This is a genomic window from Wenjunlia tyrosinilytica, assembly GCF_014646055.1.
GTDB classification, from domain to species: domain Bacteria; phylum Actinomycetota; class Actinomycetes; order Streptomycetales; family Streptomycetaceae; genus Wenjunlia; species Wenjunlia tyrosinilytica.
Genome location: NZ_BMMS01000020.1, coordinates 1 through 15556, shown reverse-complemented (window position 1 = coordinate 15556; position 15556 = coordinate 1). Strand labels below are relative to the sequence as shown.

Below are 15556 nucleotides of genomic sequence, written 5' to 3'. Positions count from 1 at the left end.
GGGTCCAGGAAGCGTTTTCTCGCTAGTGTCGACGGGGTTCCGGAACCGGTGCGGGGCAGCGCTTCATGGGGGGGCGGGAACGCCCATGAACTCGGAAGTGGGTCCGCACGATGAGATGTGCCAGGATCGCCAGGACGTGCCGATCGGTCGGCGTGGGGCAAGGTGGGACTCCCTGGCGGGGAGTGATGTGGAGGCGTAGGTGAAGGAGCGGCGTCGCGTCACGATCAGGGACGTAGCAGACGCCGCCGGCGTATCGGTTGCCACGGTGTCACGGGTCATGAGTGGGTCGCATACGGTCAACTCCGACATGGCCGAGCGGGTGCGATGGGCCATGCAGGAGCTCGAGTACCGGCCCAACGGGGCCGCCCAGGGGCTCGCCTCGGGAATGCACCGGAGTGTGGGTGTCGTCCTGCCGGATCTGTCCAATCCCTACTTCAACGACATCATCAAGGCCACCTACGTAGGAGCGTCACGCGAGCAGTACCGCATGCTCGTCACGGAATGGCGGGAGCCCGGGGAGGAACTGGGCGTGAGCCTCGACGTGCTCTCCCGGGTCGATGGGCTTCTGCTGCTGTCGGCCAGGATGGACATCGACGGTCTGCGCGACCTGGCGGCCCGCAAAGTCCCCACCGTGCTGGTCAACCGCGTAGAGCTCGGGGTGGATCTGCCCATGGTCGCGGTCGACAACTTCTCCGCCATGCTCGAACTGTGTCAGCATCTGGCGTCCCTGGGCCACCGCCGTGTGGTCTATCTCGCCGGCTCGCCGAGCGCGTGGCAGAACCGCGAGCGGTGGAGGGCGGTGCAACAGGCGCGCATACTCGGACTCGACCCGGTCATGGTCGCCGCGGACGGAACCATAGAGGCCGGCTTCGAGGCGACCGACGAAGCACTCAGCCATGACCCCACCGCGCTGATCGCCTTCAACGACCTGGCGGCCCTGGGGGCCATCGCCCGGTTGCGCGAGCTCGGTCTGAGGACACCCGCGGACATCTCGGTGACCGGCTTCGACGATGTCTCACTGGCGCGTTTCGCCGACCCTCCCCTGACCACGATCGTCAGCCCCAAGGCGGCCCTGGGCGAACTGGCGTGGGCGATGTTCGAAGCCAGCCTGCGCGGCGAGCGGATCGAGCAGCCGCCGTTGCTGCGAGCCGCGTTTGTCCACCGTGCCTCCACCGGCCCGGCCAGGACGTCGCGTTCGCGCGTCTGAGAGGCAGTCGGCGCGGGATCCGTGGGGCGGGGCGTCGGGTCGCCGCCACGGCCACCGGGCGGAGCCTGATCGGTCAGGTGCCCGACGCCGCCGCCACCACATCCGCCCCGCGCCTGCGCCGTGCCCCTACGTTCGATGAGGGCGGCCGCGGGCCGCTGCCCGTGGCGCGGCTCACCGGCGCTGGGGCGTGCTCCACGCGCAACGGCGAGACCATCTGGGCCGAGCGCTCCTTCCCCGTCGGTTCGCGCCGGGCCCGGCATGCCGGGACGGCGGGCAGTCGATCCCGAGCCTCATCGCGAGAAAACGCTATCTCGCCGTGCCAAACCCGTTGACCGGCACCCAGGAGCACTGTTAGAAAGCGTTTCCTGGGAGGCGACAATGACGCTGAATGACAAGGTGTGCGTAGTCACCGGTGGTACCTCCGGCATCGGCCTGGCGACGGTGCGCCTGTTCGCGGGCGAGGGCGCCCGGCAGGTGGTGCTGGCGAAGAACAGAAGCGAATGCGGCGCGCTGACCCAGGAGGCCGGATCGCACGGGTGGCCCGTCACCGTCGTGGCCGGCGACGTGGCCGACCCGGCCGCCTGGGAACAGGTGATCGACGAGATCGACCGGCTCGGTGGCGTCGACGTCCTGGTCAACAACGCGGGCTACGGCATCCAAGGGACGGTCCTGGAGACCGATCTGCACGCCTGGGAGGCCCTGTTCGCCACCAATGTCACCGGTGTCTTCCTCGGCTGCCGGGCGGTCCTGCCACGGATGGTCGCCCAGGGCTCGGGATCGGTGGTCAACGTCGCCTCGGTGGCCGGCCAGATCGGCATGGCACGGCGGGCGGCGTACTGTGCCACCAAATCCGCGGTCCTCGGCCTCACCCGGGCGATGGCGGTGGACCACGCAGGGGCCGGCGTGCGCGTCAACGCGGTCGCGCCCGGCACCACTGACTCCCCGTATTTCGCGAAGATCGCGGCGGACATCGCCGACCCAGTGGCCTACCGCAGCTACCTGGAAGGGCGCCAACTGCTCAACCGGCTGGCCGAGCCGAGCGAGATCGCGGCGGCCATCGCCTTCCTGGCCGGGGACACCTCGTCGTTCGCGACCGGATCGGTCGTCACCGTCGACGGAGGGATGAGCGTCGCATGACCGTTGCGCACGCGGGCCCCGCCATGATGAGCGCCGCCGAGGCGGCGGCCACCATCCCCGATGGCGCCACGCTCGCCATGACCGGATCGGGTGGCGGCATCCTGGAAGCCGATGAGGTGCTCGCCGGGATCGAGCGGTGCTTCCTCACGACCGGACACCCCCGCGGCCTGACCGTCGTTCACGGTCTGGGCATCGGGGACGGGAAGAAGACGGGCCTGAACCGGCTCGCCCACGAGGGCCTCGTCCGCCGGGTCATCGGCGGCCACTGGTCGTGGTCCCCGGCCATGCAGACCCTGGCGGCCATGGGTGCCATCGAGGCTTACGCGCTGCCCGCCGGGATCATCGCCGCGCTGTTGCGCGAGAGCGGAGCCCGTAGACCAGGGGTGTTCTCCCAGGTGGGGCTGGGCACCTTCGTCGACCCCCGACGGCAAGGCGGGCGCCTGAACGATGTCTCTCCCGGCGATCTCGTCACCCTGGTGGACATCGACGGAACGGAATACCTGCACTACCGCCCCCTGCGTGTCGACATCGGGCTGGTGCGGGGCAGCTCCATGGACGAGCTGGGCAATGTCAGCTGCGCCGACGAGGCCGCGTCCCTGGACAGCCAGGCGGTCGCCGCCGCCGCCCGAGGCGGCGGGGGCCGGGTCATCGCCCAGGTCAAGCGCCTGGTCACGGTCGGTGCCCAGGATCCCCGGACGGTCAGCGTTCCAGGACCCCTGGTCGACATCGGTGTGGTCAGCCCCGGCCAGTGGCAGACGTACGCCGGCGAGTTCGACGCCGCGTACTGCCGGTCCGCCCCGCCCGACCAGGCCCCGCCGGCGCCCCGCCGCTGCGTGTCCGGGCCGCGCGATGTGGTGGCCCGCCGGGCGGCGCGGGAGGTGCCGCGCGGATGCGTGCTCAACGTCGGCTTCGGCATGAGCGCCGGAGTCGTCGACATCCTTGCCGAAGAGGGCCGGCTGCACGATGTGCAACTGGCCATCGAGCAGGGTGCCGTCGGCGGTGTGCCCGAGACCGGCGTGCTGTTCGGCCTCAGCCGGTATCCGGCGGCGCTGGTCTCCTCGCTCGCGCAGTTCGACTTCTTCGCGACCGGGATGCTCGACGTGGCGGTGCTCGGCATGGCTGAGACCGACCGGCACGGGAACGTCAACGTCAGCAAGGTGGGGCCATCGGTGGTTGGGCCGGGAGGCTTCATCGACATCGCGCACGCCGCGGACACCGTGGTGTTCTGCGGCACCTTCACGGCCCAGGGCCTGCGGGCGGAGGTACGCCCGGGGGAACTGCGGATCACCACCGAGGGCCAGGTGCGCAAGTTCGTCCACGAGGTCTCGCACGTCACCTTCGACGCCGCCACCGCGCGTCGGAGAGGACAGCGGGCGCTCTATGTGACCGAGCGTGCCGTGTTCGAGCTGCGGGACGAAGGCCCCGTACTGGTCGAAGTCGCACCGGGCGTCGACGTCCGCCGCGATGTTGTGGACCGCATGGACTTCACGCCCGCGATCGATCCCGCGCTGCGCCCGATGCCCGCAGGGGTCTTCACCCCCTGAGCCGCCGAGCGGCAGCGTCCGCCGCCGTACCTTCTGGAGGAGCCACCCATGTCACCGAGCCAGACCTCCGGCACCGCGCCGGAGCGCGAAGCCCTCGTCTCCATGGTCCGGGACTTCGTGGCGAAGGAGATCACTCCGATCGTCGAGGAGCTCGACGCCACCGAGCGCTTCCCTGAGGAGATCTACGCCCGGATGGGCGCGCTGGGGCTGATGGGCGTCACCGTCGCTGAGGCCGATGGCGGGGCCGGTGGCCTCGTGGGCGACTACGTCGCGGTGATGGAGGAACTGTCCTACGGTTACGCCAGCGTCGCCGACCAGTGCGGTCTGGTGGAACTGGTGAGCTCGCTGCTGGTCGGCTTCGGCACCCCCGAGCAGAAGGACCGCTATCTGCCGGGCCTCATCAGCGGCCGGACGCGCTGCAGCTATGCGCTGACCGAGCCCGGCGCCGGGTCGGATCTCGGCGCCCTGGCCACGCGCGCCCGTCGCGACGGGGCCGACTGGATCCTCAACGGCGAGAAGGTCTACATACACAACGCGCCGGTGGCCGACGTGGCGTTGGTCCTGGCGGTCACCGACCCCGACAAGCGCAAACGCGGCGGCATGTCGATGTTCCTTGTCGACGTGGACACCCCCGGCGTCGCACGCGCCTACCGTGAGAAGAAGATGGGGCAGAAGGCGTCGCCCGTCGGTGGCTTCGTCTTCACCGACGCCCGGCTCCCCTCCACCGCGCTGCTGGGAGAGGAGGGCACCGGCTTCGGCGCCGTACTCTCTGTACTGGAGAAGGGCCGGCTGGGGATCGGAGCGCTGGCCAACGGCATCTCCCGGGCGGCGCTGGACACCGCGACCGAACACGCGGTGAGCCGCCGCCAGTTCGGTGAGCCGCTGTCCGCCTTCCAGACCGTCGCGTTCCAGCTCGCCGACATGGCGGTGGACCACCGTGCCGCGAGGCTGCTCCTCGAGGACGCGGCCCGCCTGCTCGACACCGGGCGCCCTGCGGGCCCCGCTTGCTCGATGGCCAAGCTGTTCGCCTCCGAGGCGAGTATCCGCACCACCTCCCGAGCCGTGCAGATCCTCGGCGGCGCCGGATACATCCGCGGTGTACCGGCCGAGCGGCTCTACCGCGACGCGCGCATCACCACGATCTACGAAGGCACCAGCGAGATACAACGCCTCATCATCAGCCGCGACCTCGTGCGCCGCCGCGCATAGCGGGTCATCACCAGGAGGAGACACCATGTACCACACCCGACTCGCGGTCACCGGCGTGTCCGTCACCGTCGCCACGCTCGCCGCCTCGCTCACCGCCTGCGGTGCGGTCGACAAGGGGACGGCCGCAAGTGACTCGGGCCATTGCAAGCCGTCGGCCGTTACTCTCGTCCAGTCCGGACGCGGGCTGGAGAACGAATACTACGTTGCCGTGAACGCCGGCGCCCGTGCCTTCGCGAAGTCCCTCGGCGTGCAGGGCAAGTACCAGTGGATCGCCAGCGGCGGCGACTCCTCCAAGCAGCTGAGCCAGATCCAGTCGATCCTGGCCAAGGGTGGCAAGTGCGTCGTGCTGAACGTCGACCCCAACGAGTCGTCGGTGCTGCCGGCGATCGTGAAGGCGGTCGACAAGTCCGGCGCATGGCTGGTCACCCAGTGGAACCGTCCCAACGGCATGGCCCCGGAGCACGAATCCGCCCACTGGGCCGCCCACATGTCGGTGGACGGTGTCCCACAGGGCTACGCGACCGCGAAGGCGCTGTTCAAGGCGATGGGAGGCAAGGGAGCCATCGTGGCTCTGCAGGGAATCCTGGACAACGCACCCGCTCAGGAGCGCTTCCAGGGGCTGAAGAAGGCCCTGAAGGAATACCCCGGCATCACCCTGCTCGCCGACCAGACCGCCGGATGGGACCGCACCAAGGGCCAGAACGTCACCCAGACCTATCTGACGAAGTACGGCCGCAAGATCACGGGCATCTGGGCGGCCAATGACTCCATGGGGCTCGGCGCGCTGGAAGCCGTCAAGAACGCGGGCCGGAAGGGGCAGGTCAAGATCGCTTCGATCGACGGGCTGGCCGAAGCAATTGATCAGATCCAGGACCCGTCCAGCGGCTACGTCGCGACCACTCCATCCACCGGAGCCGCCCAGGGCGGCCTCGGAATGGCGATCGCGTACGCCGCCGCCACCGGCCACATCAATCCCGACAAGGAGCCGCAGGACCACCGGTCCTTCTACCTCAAGCCGATGCCGATCATCACCCGCGCCAACGCGTCCGCGGTCCCCTCACCCACCGACGCCACGAAGCTCGACTTCAAGGACCTGTGGTCGCAGAACGGCAGGCCCATCAAGTGAACGTGAGACTCGAACCAGCCAGGGCACACGACCGTCGGACTCCCGGCCGCACCGGGCACGCCGTGTCGAGACCGGTCCGGTCCGTACTCGGTTCGCACACCGTCCCTACGCCCGCGCTCAGCGTGCTGGCGCTCATCTGCCTCGTCATGCTCTTCGTCAACCCGGCGTTCCTCTCGCCGGGCAACGCTGGCGCGGTGGCCGAGCAGAGCGCGGTGCCCGCCGTACTGGCGGTCGGCCTGACCTTCGTCATCCTCATGGGAGGCATCGACCTCTCGCTCGAAGGGATCATGGCGGCGGCCTCGATGAGCACCGCCCTCCTGGTGGCCAACGACCACAGCGGCATGAACCTCGGCCTATGGGCCATCGCGGTCGGATGCGCCGTCGGAGCCGTGCTCGGGCTCGTCGCCGGCACCACCGTGGCGCTGCTGCGCGTCCCGTCCTTCATCGTCACCATCGGCACGTGGCAGATCGGCCTGGGAATCGCGCAACTCCTGTTCGGCGAGACACCGCCCCGGGTGACGGACGAGTCGTTCCGCGGCCTTGCGGACAGCAAGGCGGCAGGGCTTCCGGGTATCGTCTGGATCGCCCTGCTGGTGGTGGCTCTCGGCCTGGTGCTGCAGCACTACACGCGGTTCGGCCGCTACGCCTACGTCATCGGCGGCAGCGAGGAGACCGCGTTGCTGTCCGGCGTACCCGTACGCCGCTACCGCGCGGCGTCCTTCGTCCTGGCCGGTGCCACCGCGGGGCTGGCCGCGGTGATGGCCACCGCCAGGTCCGGGGTCGGCAACGTCGGCATCGCAACCGGCCTGCTGTTCACCACCATCGCCGGCGTGGTCATCGGCGGGACCTTTCTGACCGGCGGGCGCGGCGGCGTACTGCATTCACTGGTCGGCGTGATCGTGATGGTGGCCATCGGCAACGCCATGGTCCTGGCCGGCATCAGCTCCTACGTCCAACAAGCAGTCCAGGGAGTCATCGTCGTGGCTGCGGCGAGCATCACCCTGTGGCGCGCCCGGGAACGCATGAGGGTGATCAAATGAATGACGCGCCGGTCATGGAGGTACGCCAAGCGACTAAGTCTTTCCCCGGTGTGCGCGCTCTGAACGACGTCAGCATCGAGATCCGGCCACACGAGGTGTTGGGGCTGATCGGCGAGAACGGCGCCGGCAAGTCCACTCTGCTGAAGATCCTCTGCGGTCTGCAGCGCCTCGACTCGGGCTCCTTGCTGCTGCGGGGCTCCGAGGTCGCCTTCCAGGGAGTCGCCGACGCGAACCGGGGCGGTGTCGCGATGGTGTTCCAGGAGCAGTCCCTGCTGGAGAACATCACCGTCGCAGAGAACGTCCTGCTCGGTAACGAGCACCCGTCGTTGCGCTTCGGACTCTACCGGTGGCGGGACATGAACCGGCGGGCCCAGAAGTATCTGGACCTGGTGAGCGGCTCCCTGCGGGCCGCCACGCCCACCAGCCGTCTGTCCTTCGCCAAACGGCAGATGGTCGAGGTCGCCAAGGCGCTCGCGTCCGGGTCACGCGGCCACAACGAACCGGTCGTCCTGCTCGACGAGCCAACCTCGGTCCTGGAGCATTCCGAGATAGAAACGCTCTTCTGCGTCATCCGTGAGCTGCGCACGCGCGCCAGCGTCGTCTTCGTGTCCCACCGCATGGAGGAGGTGCTGGAGATATGCGACCGCGTCTACGTCATGCGGGACGGGGGTGTGGTCGGTGAATGCCGGCCCTCGGAGGTCACCACCGACCAGCTCTTCTCGATGATGGTCGGTCAGGACCTCAGCGCCGGCTACTACGATGAGTCGCACCAGCGGCCCGCACGGCCGCAGCCGCGGCTGGAACTGCGCAACCTCACGGGCGAGAACTTCCACGACGTGTCCTTCACCATCGCGCGGGGCGAGGTGGTGAGCCTGATGGGGGTCCAGGACAGCGGCCGCGAGGACGTGGCCCGGGCCGTCTTCGGTGCCGTCCCGACGAAGTCGGGCAGCATCACACTCGACGGGCGGCGCTTCGTACCGCGGTCTCCCGCGCACGCGGTACGAGCGGGCATCGGATACGTGCCGTCCGAGCGCAAGGTCGACGGATCCGTGATCGCCATGGACGTCTGCGAGAACCTCACGCTCGCCCACCCCCGCCGGGTGGGCAGGGGACCGTTCACGGACCCCGGCCGCGAACGCCGCACGGTCCAGCGGTGGATCGACGAGCTGCGCGTGCGCACCCCGTCCCCCTACACCCCACTGCGCAGCCTGTCCGGAGGCAACCAGCAGAAGGTCGTGCTCGCCAAGTGGCTCTTGGACCCCGACCTGAGGGTACTGCTCCTGGACACTCCCACCCGCGGGCTCGACGTCGGCGCCAAGGCGGATGTCTACGCCCTGATACGGCGGCTCGCGGCCCAGGGCCTGGCCGTTCTGCTGCTCGCCGACACCCTCGACGAGGGCATCGCGATGAGCCACCGTGTCCTGACCATGAAGGACGGCCGTCTCACGGCCGAGTTCAGCTCCGACGTCGACGCTCGCCCCCAGCGCGCCGACGTGCTGGAAAGGATGGTCTGACGTGGCCGCCACCCCACGGCTCAGGCGCCTCCACGAGGCCGGCGCCGCGCCCCTGTTCGTGCTCGTGGCCCTGGTCGTGGCCGTCGGCGCCTACGACCCCTCGTTCCTCCAGCCCCCGAGCCTGGCGTCCCTGCTGGAACAGGCCGCGCCCCTGACCCTGCTCGCCCTCGGCCAGGCGATGGTGGTCCTCACCGGTCGCATCGATCTGGCGAATGCCGCACTGGCGAGCCTGGCCGGTGTCACCCTCGCCCATGGCCTGGGCACCTGGGGGCCCGCCTGGATCTTGGTCGTCGTGGTGGGCGCGACCCTGTGCGGGCTCCTGGTCGGCGTCATCCACATCACGACCCAAGTGCCCTCCTTCATCATCACCCTCGGGTTCCTGGGGATCTTCGCGGGGATGTCGCTGTCCGTCTCGCGGGCCGACTCGATCCTCGTCGTCCGGGGCTACGGCAGCATCGAGTGGATCTTCTACAGGATCTTCGGCGTCCCCCTGTCCTACGCGGCGGTGCTGCTCGTCGCCCTCGCACTGACCGCCTGTATGGGGGCGTTTCCGCTCGGGCGGCGCATCCGCGCCATCGGGCTCAACGAACGGGCCGCGGCCTGCAGCGGGATCCGCACCGGCTGGATCGTCATCGCGATGTTCGCCACTTCCGGAGCCCTCGCGGGCCTCGCGGCGGTCCTGCAGGTCGCCCAGTTGCAGTCCGCCGGGGCAACCACCTCCGACGCGCTGCTCCTCCCCGCCATCGCGGCGGTTATTGTGGGTGGAACGGCCATCTCCGGGGGAGTGGGCGGGGTGGGACGCACCCTGTGCGGTGCGCTGGTCATCGCCCTGCTGCGGGTCGGCCTGGACCTCGTCGGCATCGACGCGGCATTCCAGCCCATCCTGTACGGCGGCATCGTGATCCTGGCGATCGCGGCGACGGCGGACCGGCGACGAGGCACCTCGGTCGCGTGAAAGACCCGCGAGGGCATGGCCGTATTTGCGTGTCTTCGCATGAACCATGGAGCGGATCGACAGTGAACATCGTCGTCTGTGTGAAGTACGTGCCCGCAGCTGTGGAGCGGACGTTCGACGCGACCGACGCGGGCTGGTGTCCGCATGCCTTGAGGGTCGGCCAGACCGGCGGACGGTCTCCCCGGTCGTACGTGGCATCCGGATCTCCGGTGCCATCCAGCACATCGCCGACATGCAGACCTCCAAAGACCATCGTCGCGGTCAACAAGGACCCGGAGGCGCCGATCTTCGGCCTCGCCGACTTCGGCGTCATGGGCGATCTACAGGCGGTGCTCTCCCAGGCCACGAGCCGGATCGCCGACCGCGCAAACCCCACCGTCTGACCAGCCCACAGGAGGCTCACCCCATGCAGGTCCATGACTCCCGTCCGCTGGGGCGCACCGCTGTTCGCACCACGGCCATGTCCTTCGGCGCGGCGCCCATAGGCAACTTCATGCGCGCGTTCAGCGAAGCCGCGGCGACCGAGATGGTGTCCCAGGCGTGGGATCTCGGCATGCGCCACTTCGACACCGCCCCGCTGTACGGACACGGTCTCAGCGAGCACCGCCTCGGCCATGCGCTGCGCGGCCGCGCGCGTGACGAGTACATCATTTCCACCAAGGTCGGCCGACGGCTCAGTCCGGCCGGGCCCGGCACTTTCGATTCCGGCCTGTGGGTACAGCCGCCGCCCTTCGCCGCCCGCTACGACTACTCCTACGACGGAGTCATGCGCTCGGTCGAGGAGAGCCTGCAGCGCATGCTCACCGATCGCGTCGACGTCCTGCTCATGCACGACGTCGACCGCTACACCCATGGCGAGGCCCAGCCGGAGGTGTTCCGCCAAGCCGTCGACGAAGGGTTCCCCGCTCTGGTGCGGTTGCGCGAGGAGGGCGTGGTGTCGGCCATCGGCTTCGGCGTCAATGAGGCGGACGTGTGCTTGCAAGCCCTTCGGCGTACCGATGCCGACTGCATGCTGCTGGCCGGCAGGTACACGCTGTTGGAGCAGGACCCGCTGGACGAACTGCTGCCCCTGTGCGAGAAGCGAGGCGTCGGTGTGATCCTCGGTGGGGTCTACAACAGCGGCGTCCTGGCCACCGGCGCCACCGAGGGCGCGAAGTTCAACTACGCGCCCGCTCCCCGGGAGGTGCTGGAGCGCACGGAGCGGATCCATGCCCTGTGCCGCGCGTACGAGGTGCCGCTGCCCGCCGCCGCACTGCAGTTCGCCGCGGCCCACCCCGCCGTGGCGAGCGTCTGCATCGGATCGCGCACCCCCGAGCAGCAAAGCGGAAGCGCCGCCCTGTTCGAGACCGCCATCCCGGATTCGCTGTGGCACGACCTGCGGGACGCCGGACTGCTGCGGGCCGACGCCCCAACCCCGTAGTAGGTGCCGCCCGCCTCGGCCGGTGCGTTCACGGCAGGGGACCGGGCGGACCGGAGCCGTCCACGGGCGTCAGCACGGGATCTTCTCCTGGCCCGGCGGAACTCCCTCGTCGCAGATGGCGCCACTGGCCCGGAGACATGCCGGGCGGCCGCCGCGGTGGGGAACCGGGGCGTGTGATCGGAGCCGGAGTCCGTGATCGCCACGTTGGATCCCGGCCCGAAGGTGTCCGGTCAGCAGACGGGCAGCCTGCGCTTCCTCGAAGGCGAGCTCCGGCGTGTCGTGCAGGCGCAGTGCCACCTCCCAGAGCACATCGGCGCGTGCGGCGACCTGCCGCCCGATCCGGTCACACCTCGGCGAGCCCTTCCGACACGGCGACCTCCCAGCAGTCACCATGCGCCTACCCCGTCCGAGGCACCCGTCCGAGGCACCCGACCGCGGCGGCTGCCGCGGCCCGCCGCTCCGGCAGTCCGAGCGGCAGGAACCCTTGTCCGGCTTGATCGACTCACGGGACCACTGGAGCAAACATCGGGGACGCCGATACGGACGGCTCTCACGACGCGGAGGTCGTACCAGGGGGTGTTTGTGCCGAAGTGCCGGGGGCAGCCGCTGGTCATGGACCATGCGCAAGCACCGGTACTCGACGCCCTGGCCGCGTATCACGCGACGGGACAGACACCGTTCACGCCGCCGGGGCACAAGCAGGGCCGGGGTACCGATCCTCGGGTCCTGGCCGCGCTGGGTGAGGCCGTCTTCCGCTCCGACATCCTGGCCACCAGCGGGCTGGACGACCGCACCTCCTCCCACGGGGTCCTTCAGCAGGCCCAGGAGCTCATGGCGGACGCGGTGGGGGCGGAGCACACGTTCTTCTCCACCTGCGGGAGTTCGTTGTCGGTGAAGTCGGCGATGCTTTCGGTGGCCGGGCCGCACGAGGAGCTGGTGGTCGGCCGCGACGCCCACAAGGCCGTCATCTCGGGCCTCATCCTGTCGGGACAACGACCGGTGTGGGTGCAGCCCCAGTGGGACCCCGATCTCCGCCTCGCCCATCCGCCGTCCGCGGCGATCGGCCGGGCGCTCCGCGCCCATCCGGCCGCCAAGGGCGCCCTCATCACCTCCCCGACCCCGTACGGGACCTGCGCCGACCTGGGCGCCATCGCGCAGGAGTGCCATCAGCGGGCGAACCGCTCATCGTCGACGAGGCATGGGGAGCACACCTGCCGTTCCACCCGGGCCTGCCGACCTGGGCCATGGACGCCGGCGCCGATGTGTGCGTCACCTCCGTCCACAAGATGGGCTCGGCGCTGGAGCAGACTTCCGTTTTTCACCTGCAGGGCGACCTGGTCGACCCCGTGGTCCTCAAGTCCCGGGAGGATCTGCTCGGCACCACGAGCCCTTCGGTGCTGCTCTACGCGGCGCTGGACGGCTGGCGGCGGCAGATGGTGGAGCACGGCGCCGAGATCTATGACCGGGCCCTCGCCCTGGCGGCCTCGGTACGGGAGCGGATCAACGCCCTGGACGGGTTCCACGTGCATGGGCGGGACGATTTCTGCGGTCCCGGCCGGGCCGCCGACATGGACCCCTTGCAGGTGATCGTCGACATCTCCGCGCTGAGCACGACGGGATACCACGCGGCCGACTGGCTGCGCGCGCAGCACGGGGTGAACCTGCACGTCAGCGACCACCGCAGGATCAGCGCCCAGCTCACCCACGCGGACGACGAGGGCACGGCCGCCGTCCTGGTCGCCGCGCTTGTCGACCTCGCCCGGCACAACGGGGAGCTGCCCGCCGGCCCGGCCGTCGACGTGCCCTCGCCGGAAGGGCTCACCCTGGAACAGCAGCTCCTGCCCCGGGACGCCTTCTTCGGCCCCACCGAGCAGGTATCCGCGGCCCGGGCCGAAGGGCGCATCGCGGCGGAGATGCTCACTCCCTACCCGCCGGGCATCCCGGCAGCGCTGCCCGGAGAACGCCTGAACCAGGACGTGCTGGAGTACCTGCGCTCGGGCGTGAAGGCGGGCATGGTCGTCCCCGACGCCGTCGACCCGCGGGTCGAGTCCGTCCGCGTCGTGATCGAGCACTGAGGAGCAACCACGGCGCACGATCCCCACGACGGGGCTCCCGACCCGGTCACCCGGCACCCGCAGCCCGACCTGCCCGCACAGGACCAGCCGCATCCAGGCTGGCCAGGACCGATGGACCCGCCCCCGGACCACGGCGAGACCTCCTACGGGGGCAGCGGCCTCCTTCAGGGGCAGGCCGCGGTCATCACCGGAGGCGGCTTCGGGATCGGCCGGGCCGTGGCGCTCGCCTTCGCCCGCGAAGGTGCGGACATCCTCTTCACGCATCTGCCGGAGGAGAAGGACGGCGCGCACGCCACCGTGGGTCCGGCGTGGACGCCGGGCGCAAGGCCGTGGCGGTGGCCTGCGACATCCGCGACGAGGACCGCTGCCGAAGTGATCGACATGGCGGTCGCGGAGTTCGGGCGGCTGGACATCCTGGTGAACAGCGCCGCCTATCGGGACGCCGCTCCCCTGAGTGACGGGGGCGGGCCGGGGTAGCCGGTGTACAGACGGCCGCTTCGGTGCCGCGGATACCAGGAGAAGCCCATGCTGATGGCCCACCCCGTTGTTCTGGACGACCTCCTCGACCGCTACGAGACGCTGTGCCTGCTCAACTCGGAAGACCCTGAGGTGCGGCGGCGGCTGGAGGACGTGTCCTACACGCTGTGCGTGGCGACCGGCACCAGTGACGTCGATGCCGCGGTGATCGCCGCGCGCCTGCGGCTGCCTGGGGCCCGCCCGCAGGACGACTCCGTGGCGGCATGAACATGAGCCGCAGTGTGGGGGTGGAGGAAGAACTCCTCCTGCTGGACGCCGAATCGTTCGAGCCGCGCGCACTGTCGTCCGCCGTGTTGGCCTCGGCCCGCCGCGGCCGCTCGGGCACGGACGAGGCGTTCGACGCCGAGCTGCAGCGTCAGCAACTGGAATTCGCCACTCGCCCACAGACCCGCATGCAGGATTTGGCCGCCGAGATTGCGCGATGGCGTGCCGAGGCGGCACGCCATGCCGAGAGCCTGGGAGCGGCGGTGGCCGCGCTTGCGACGTCGCCCCTTCCCGTGAGCCCGACGCTGAGCACGGGGGAGCGGTACCAGTGGATGCAGGAACGGTACGGGCTCACCGCAGACGAGCAGCTGACCGGTGGTTGCCACGTCCATGTGTCCGTGGACTCCGACGAAGAAGGCGTGGCCGTCCTGGACCGGATCCGGCCGTGGCTGTCGGTTCTGCTCGCCATGAGCGCCAACTCGCCCTTCTGGCAAGGACAGGACAGCGGATACGCCAGCTACCGCAGCCGGGTGTGGGGGCGCTGGCCCTCGGCAGGCCCGGTGGAGATCTTCGGCTCCGCGGGCCGCTACCACGAACTGGTCCAGGCCATGGTCGCCACCGGCGCCCTGCGCGACGAGGGCATGATCTACTTCGACGCCCGGCTCTCCCGCACCTACCCCACCGTGGAGATCAGGGTGGCCGACGTCTGCCTGAACGCGGACGACACCGCATTGCTCGCCACCCTGGTACGGGCCCTGGTCGAGACAGCCGCCCGTCAATGGCGGGACGACGAGCCGCCGTCCCGCCACAGCGTCGGTCTACTGCGACTGGCGACCTGGCAGGCCGGCCGCGAGGGGCTGGACGGACAACTCATCCACCCCGCCACCATGGAGCCCGCTTCCGCAGAGACCGTTGTACGAGCCCTGTTCGACCACGTGCGGGATGCTCTGGAGGACACCGACGACCTCGTCCCGGCTCAGGATGCCCTGGCCGAAATCCTCAAGAGGGGCAACGGCGCCCGCACCCAGCGCGAGCTCCTGGAACAGACCGGCAGCCTGCGCGACATTGTCGCCCGCTGCACCCTGCGAACCATTTGACAGGGCTGCTCGGCGCGCAGCCAGCCGGCAGATGACAGGGGCACTGTCGTCAACGGCGGCAGGGCGAGGGTCCTGGCGAGAGGCGAGGGCACAAACGGGGGCCGGTCATTGCCCCCGAACGAAGTCTGCGTGCAGGCCGTGGCCTCCCGAAAGAGGACAGGGCCGGTCCGGCCGAGAGGTCTGTCAAACGAGCGGTGCNGTTCAGTGCGGTCTTCCAGCGCATGGTCCAGCGGGCCTGCCCCTTGCCGGTGGGATCGAGCGACATGATGGCCATGTGGACGCACTTCAGCGCGGCCTGCTCATGCGGGAAGTGCCCGCGAGCCTCGACCGCCCGGCGGATCCGGGCGTTTACCGACCCGATCGCATTCGTGGTGCAGACGATGCGGCGGATCTCGGTGCCGAACCGCGGGAACGGCGTGAGCTCTTCCCGGGCGTTCTCCCGCAGCTTCACGATCGCCGGATACGTCCTGCCCCAGGCGTCGGCGAACTCG

General features: G+C 69.9%; 12 protein-coding genes and 3 pseudogenes. 14 read left to right on the top strand and 1 reads right to left on the bottom strand.

Annotated features, from left to right (window positions below; translation table 11 throughout):
• Nucleotides 1–199 precede the first annotated feature (199 nt).
• From IEY86_RS22210 to IEY86_RS22145, 14 genes and pseudogenes are all read left to right on the top strand, one after another.
• Nucleotides 200–1207, top strand: a complete 1008-nt coding sequence (locus IEY86_RS22210) for a LacI family DNA-binding transcriptional regulator (RefSeq protein ID WP_189133565.1) — start codon at nucleotides 200–202, stop codon at nucleotides 1205–1207.
• 378 nt (nucleotides 1208–1585) lie between these two features.
• Nucleotides 1586–2344, top strand: a complete 759-nt coding sequence (locus IEY86_RS22205; RefSeq protein WP_189133564.1) for an SDR family NAD(P)-dependent oxidoreductase — start codon at nucleotides 1586–1588, stop codon at nucleotides 2342–2344.
• Complete coding sequence (locus IEY86_RS22200; protein WP_229698661.1) at nucleotides 2341–3888, top strand: CoA-transferase; 1548 nt, start codon at nucleotides 2341–2343, stop codon at nucleotides 3886–3888. The genes IEY86_RS22205 and IEY86_RS22200 overlap by 4 nt, the downstream gene beginning before the upstream one ends.
• Before the next feature lie 48 nt (nucleotides 3889–3936).
• Entirely contained in the window at nucleotides 3937–5097 is a 1161-nt protein-coding gene (locus IEY86_RS22195) for an acyl-CoA dehydrogenase family protein (RefSeq protein ID WP_189133563.1), read from the top strand.
• A 25-nt stretch (nucleotides 5098–5122) separates the two neighbouring features.
• Nucleotides 5123–6223 carry a sugar ABC transporter substrate-binding protein gene (locus IEY86_RS22190; RefSeq protein ID WP_189133562.1) on the top strand — a complete coding sequence of 367 codons (1101 nt, stop codon included), beginning with the start codon at nucleotides 5123–5125 and terminating at the stop codon, nucleotides 6221–6223.
• Between the two features lie 62 nt (nucleotides 6224–6285).
• Nucleotides 6286–7263, top strand: a complete 978-nt coding sequence (locus IEY86_RS22185) for an ABC transporter permease (RefSeq protein WP_229698660.1) — start codon at nucleotides 6286–6288, stop codon at nucleotides 7261–7263.
• A complete protein-coding gene (locus tag IEY86_RS22180; protein WP_189133561.1) occupies nucleotides 7260–8777 on the top strand; it encodes a sugar ABC transporter ATP-binding protein in 1518 nt (505 codons plus the stop codon). Before IEY86_RS22185 ends, IEY86_RS22180 begins: the two co-directional genes overlap by 4 nt.
• A 1-nt stretch (nucleotide 8778) precedes the next feature.
• A complete protein-coding gene (locus IEY86_RS22175; protein WP_189133560.1) occupies nucleotides 8779–9732 on the top strand; it encodes an ABC transporter permease in 954 nt (317 codons plus the stop codon).
• 95 nt (nucleotides 9733–9827) lie between these two features.
• Nucleotides 9828–10115, top strand: a pseudogene (locus IEY86_RS22170) (FAD-binding protein); the annotation flags it as partial.
• A gap of 23 nt (nucleotides 10116–10138) precedes the next feature.
• Nucleotides 10139–11152, top strand: coding sequence for an aldo/keto reductase (locus IEY86_RS22165; protein WP_189133559.1), 1014 nt, complete (start codon nucleotides 10139–10141; stop codon nucleotides 11150–11152).
• Nucleotides 11153–11764: 612 nt separating this feature from the next.
• Nucleotides 11765–13227 (top strand): annotated as a pseudogene (locus IEY86_RS22160) (aminotransferase class I/II-fold pyridoxal phosphate-dependent enzyme).
• A gap of 111 nt (nucleotides 13228–13338) precedes the next feature.
• Nucleotides 13339–13704: an SDR family NAD(P)-dependent oxidoreductase gene (locus tag IEY86_RS22155; RefSeq protein ID WP_189133558.1), complete on the top strand. Its 366-nt coding sequence runs from the start codon at nucleotides 13339–13341 to the stop codon at nucleotides 13702–13704.
• Between the two features lie 48 nt (nucleotides 13705–13752).
• Nucleotides 13753–13971 carry a DUF5133 domain-containing protein gene (locus IEY86_RS22150; RefSeq protein WP_189133557.1) on the top strand — a complete coding sequence of 73 codons (219 nt, stop codon included), beginning with the start codon at nucleotides 13753–13755 and terminating at the stop codon, nucleotides 13969–13971.
• A complete protein-coding gene (locus tag IEY86_RS22145) occupies nucleotides 13968–15065 on the top strand; it encodes a glutamate--cysteine ligase (protein WP_189133556.1) in 1098 nt (365 codons plus the stop codon). Before IEY86_RS22150 ends, IEY86_RS22145 begins: the two co-directional genes overlap by 4 nt.
• A 199-nt stretch (nucleotides 15066–15264) precedes the next feature.
• Here IEY86_RS22145 and IEY86_RS22140 read toward each other — a convergent pair.
• Nucleotides 15265–15556 (bottom strand): annotated as a pseudogene (locus IEY86_RS22140) (transposase); the annotation flags it as partial.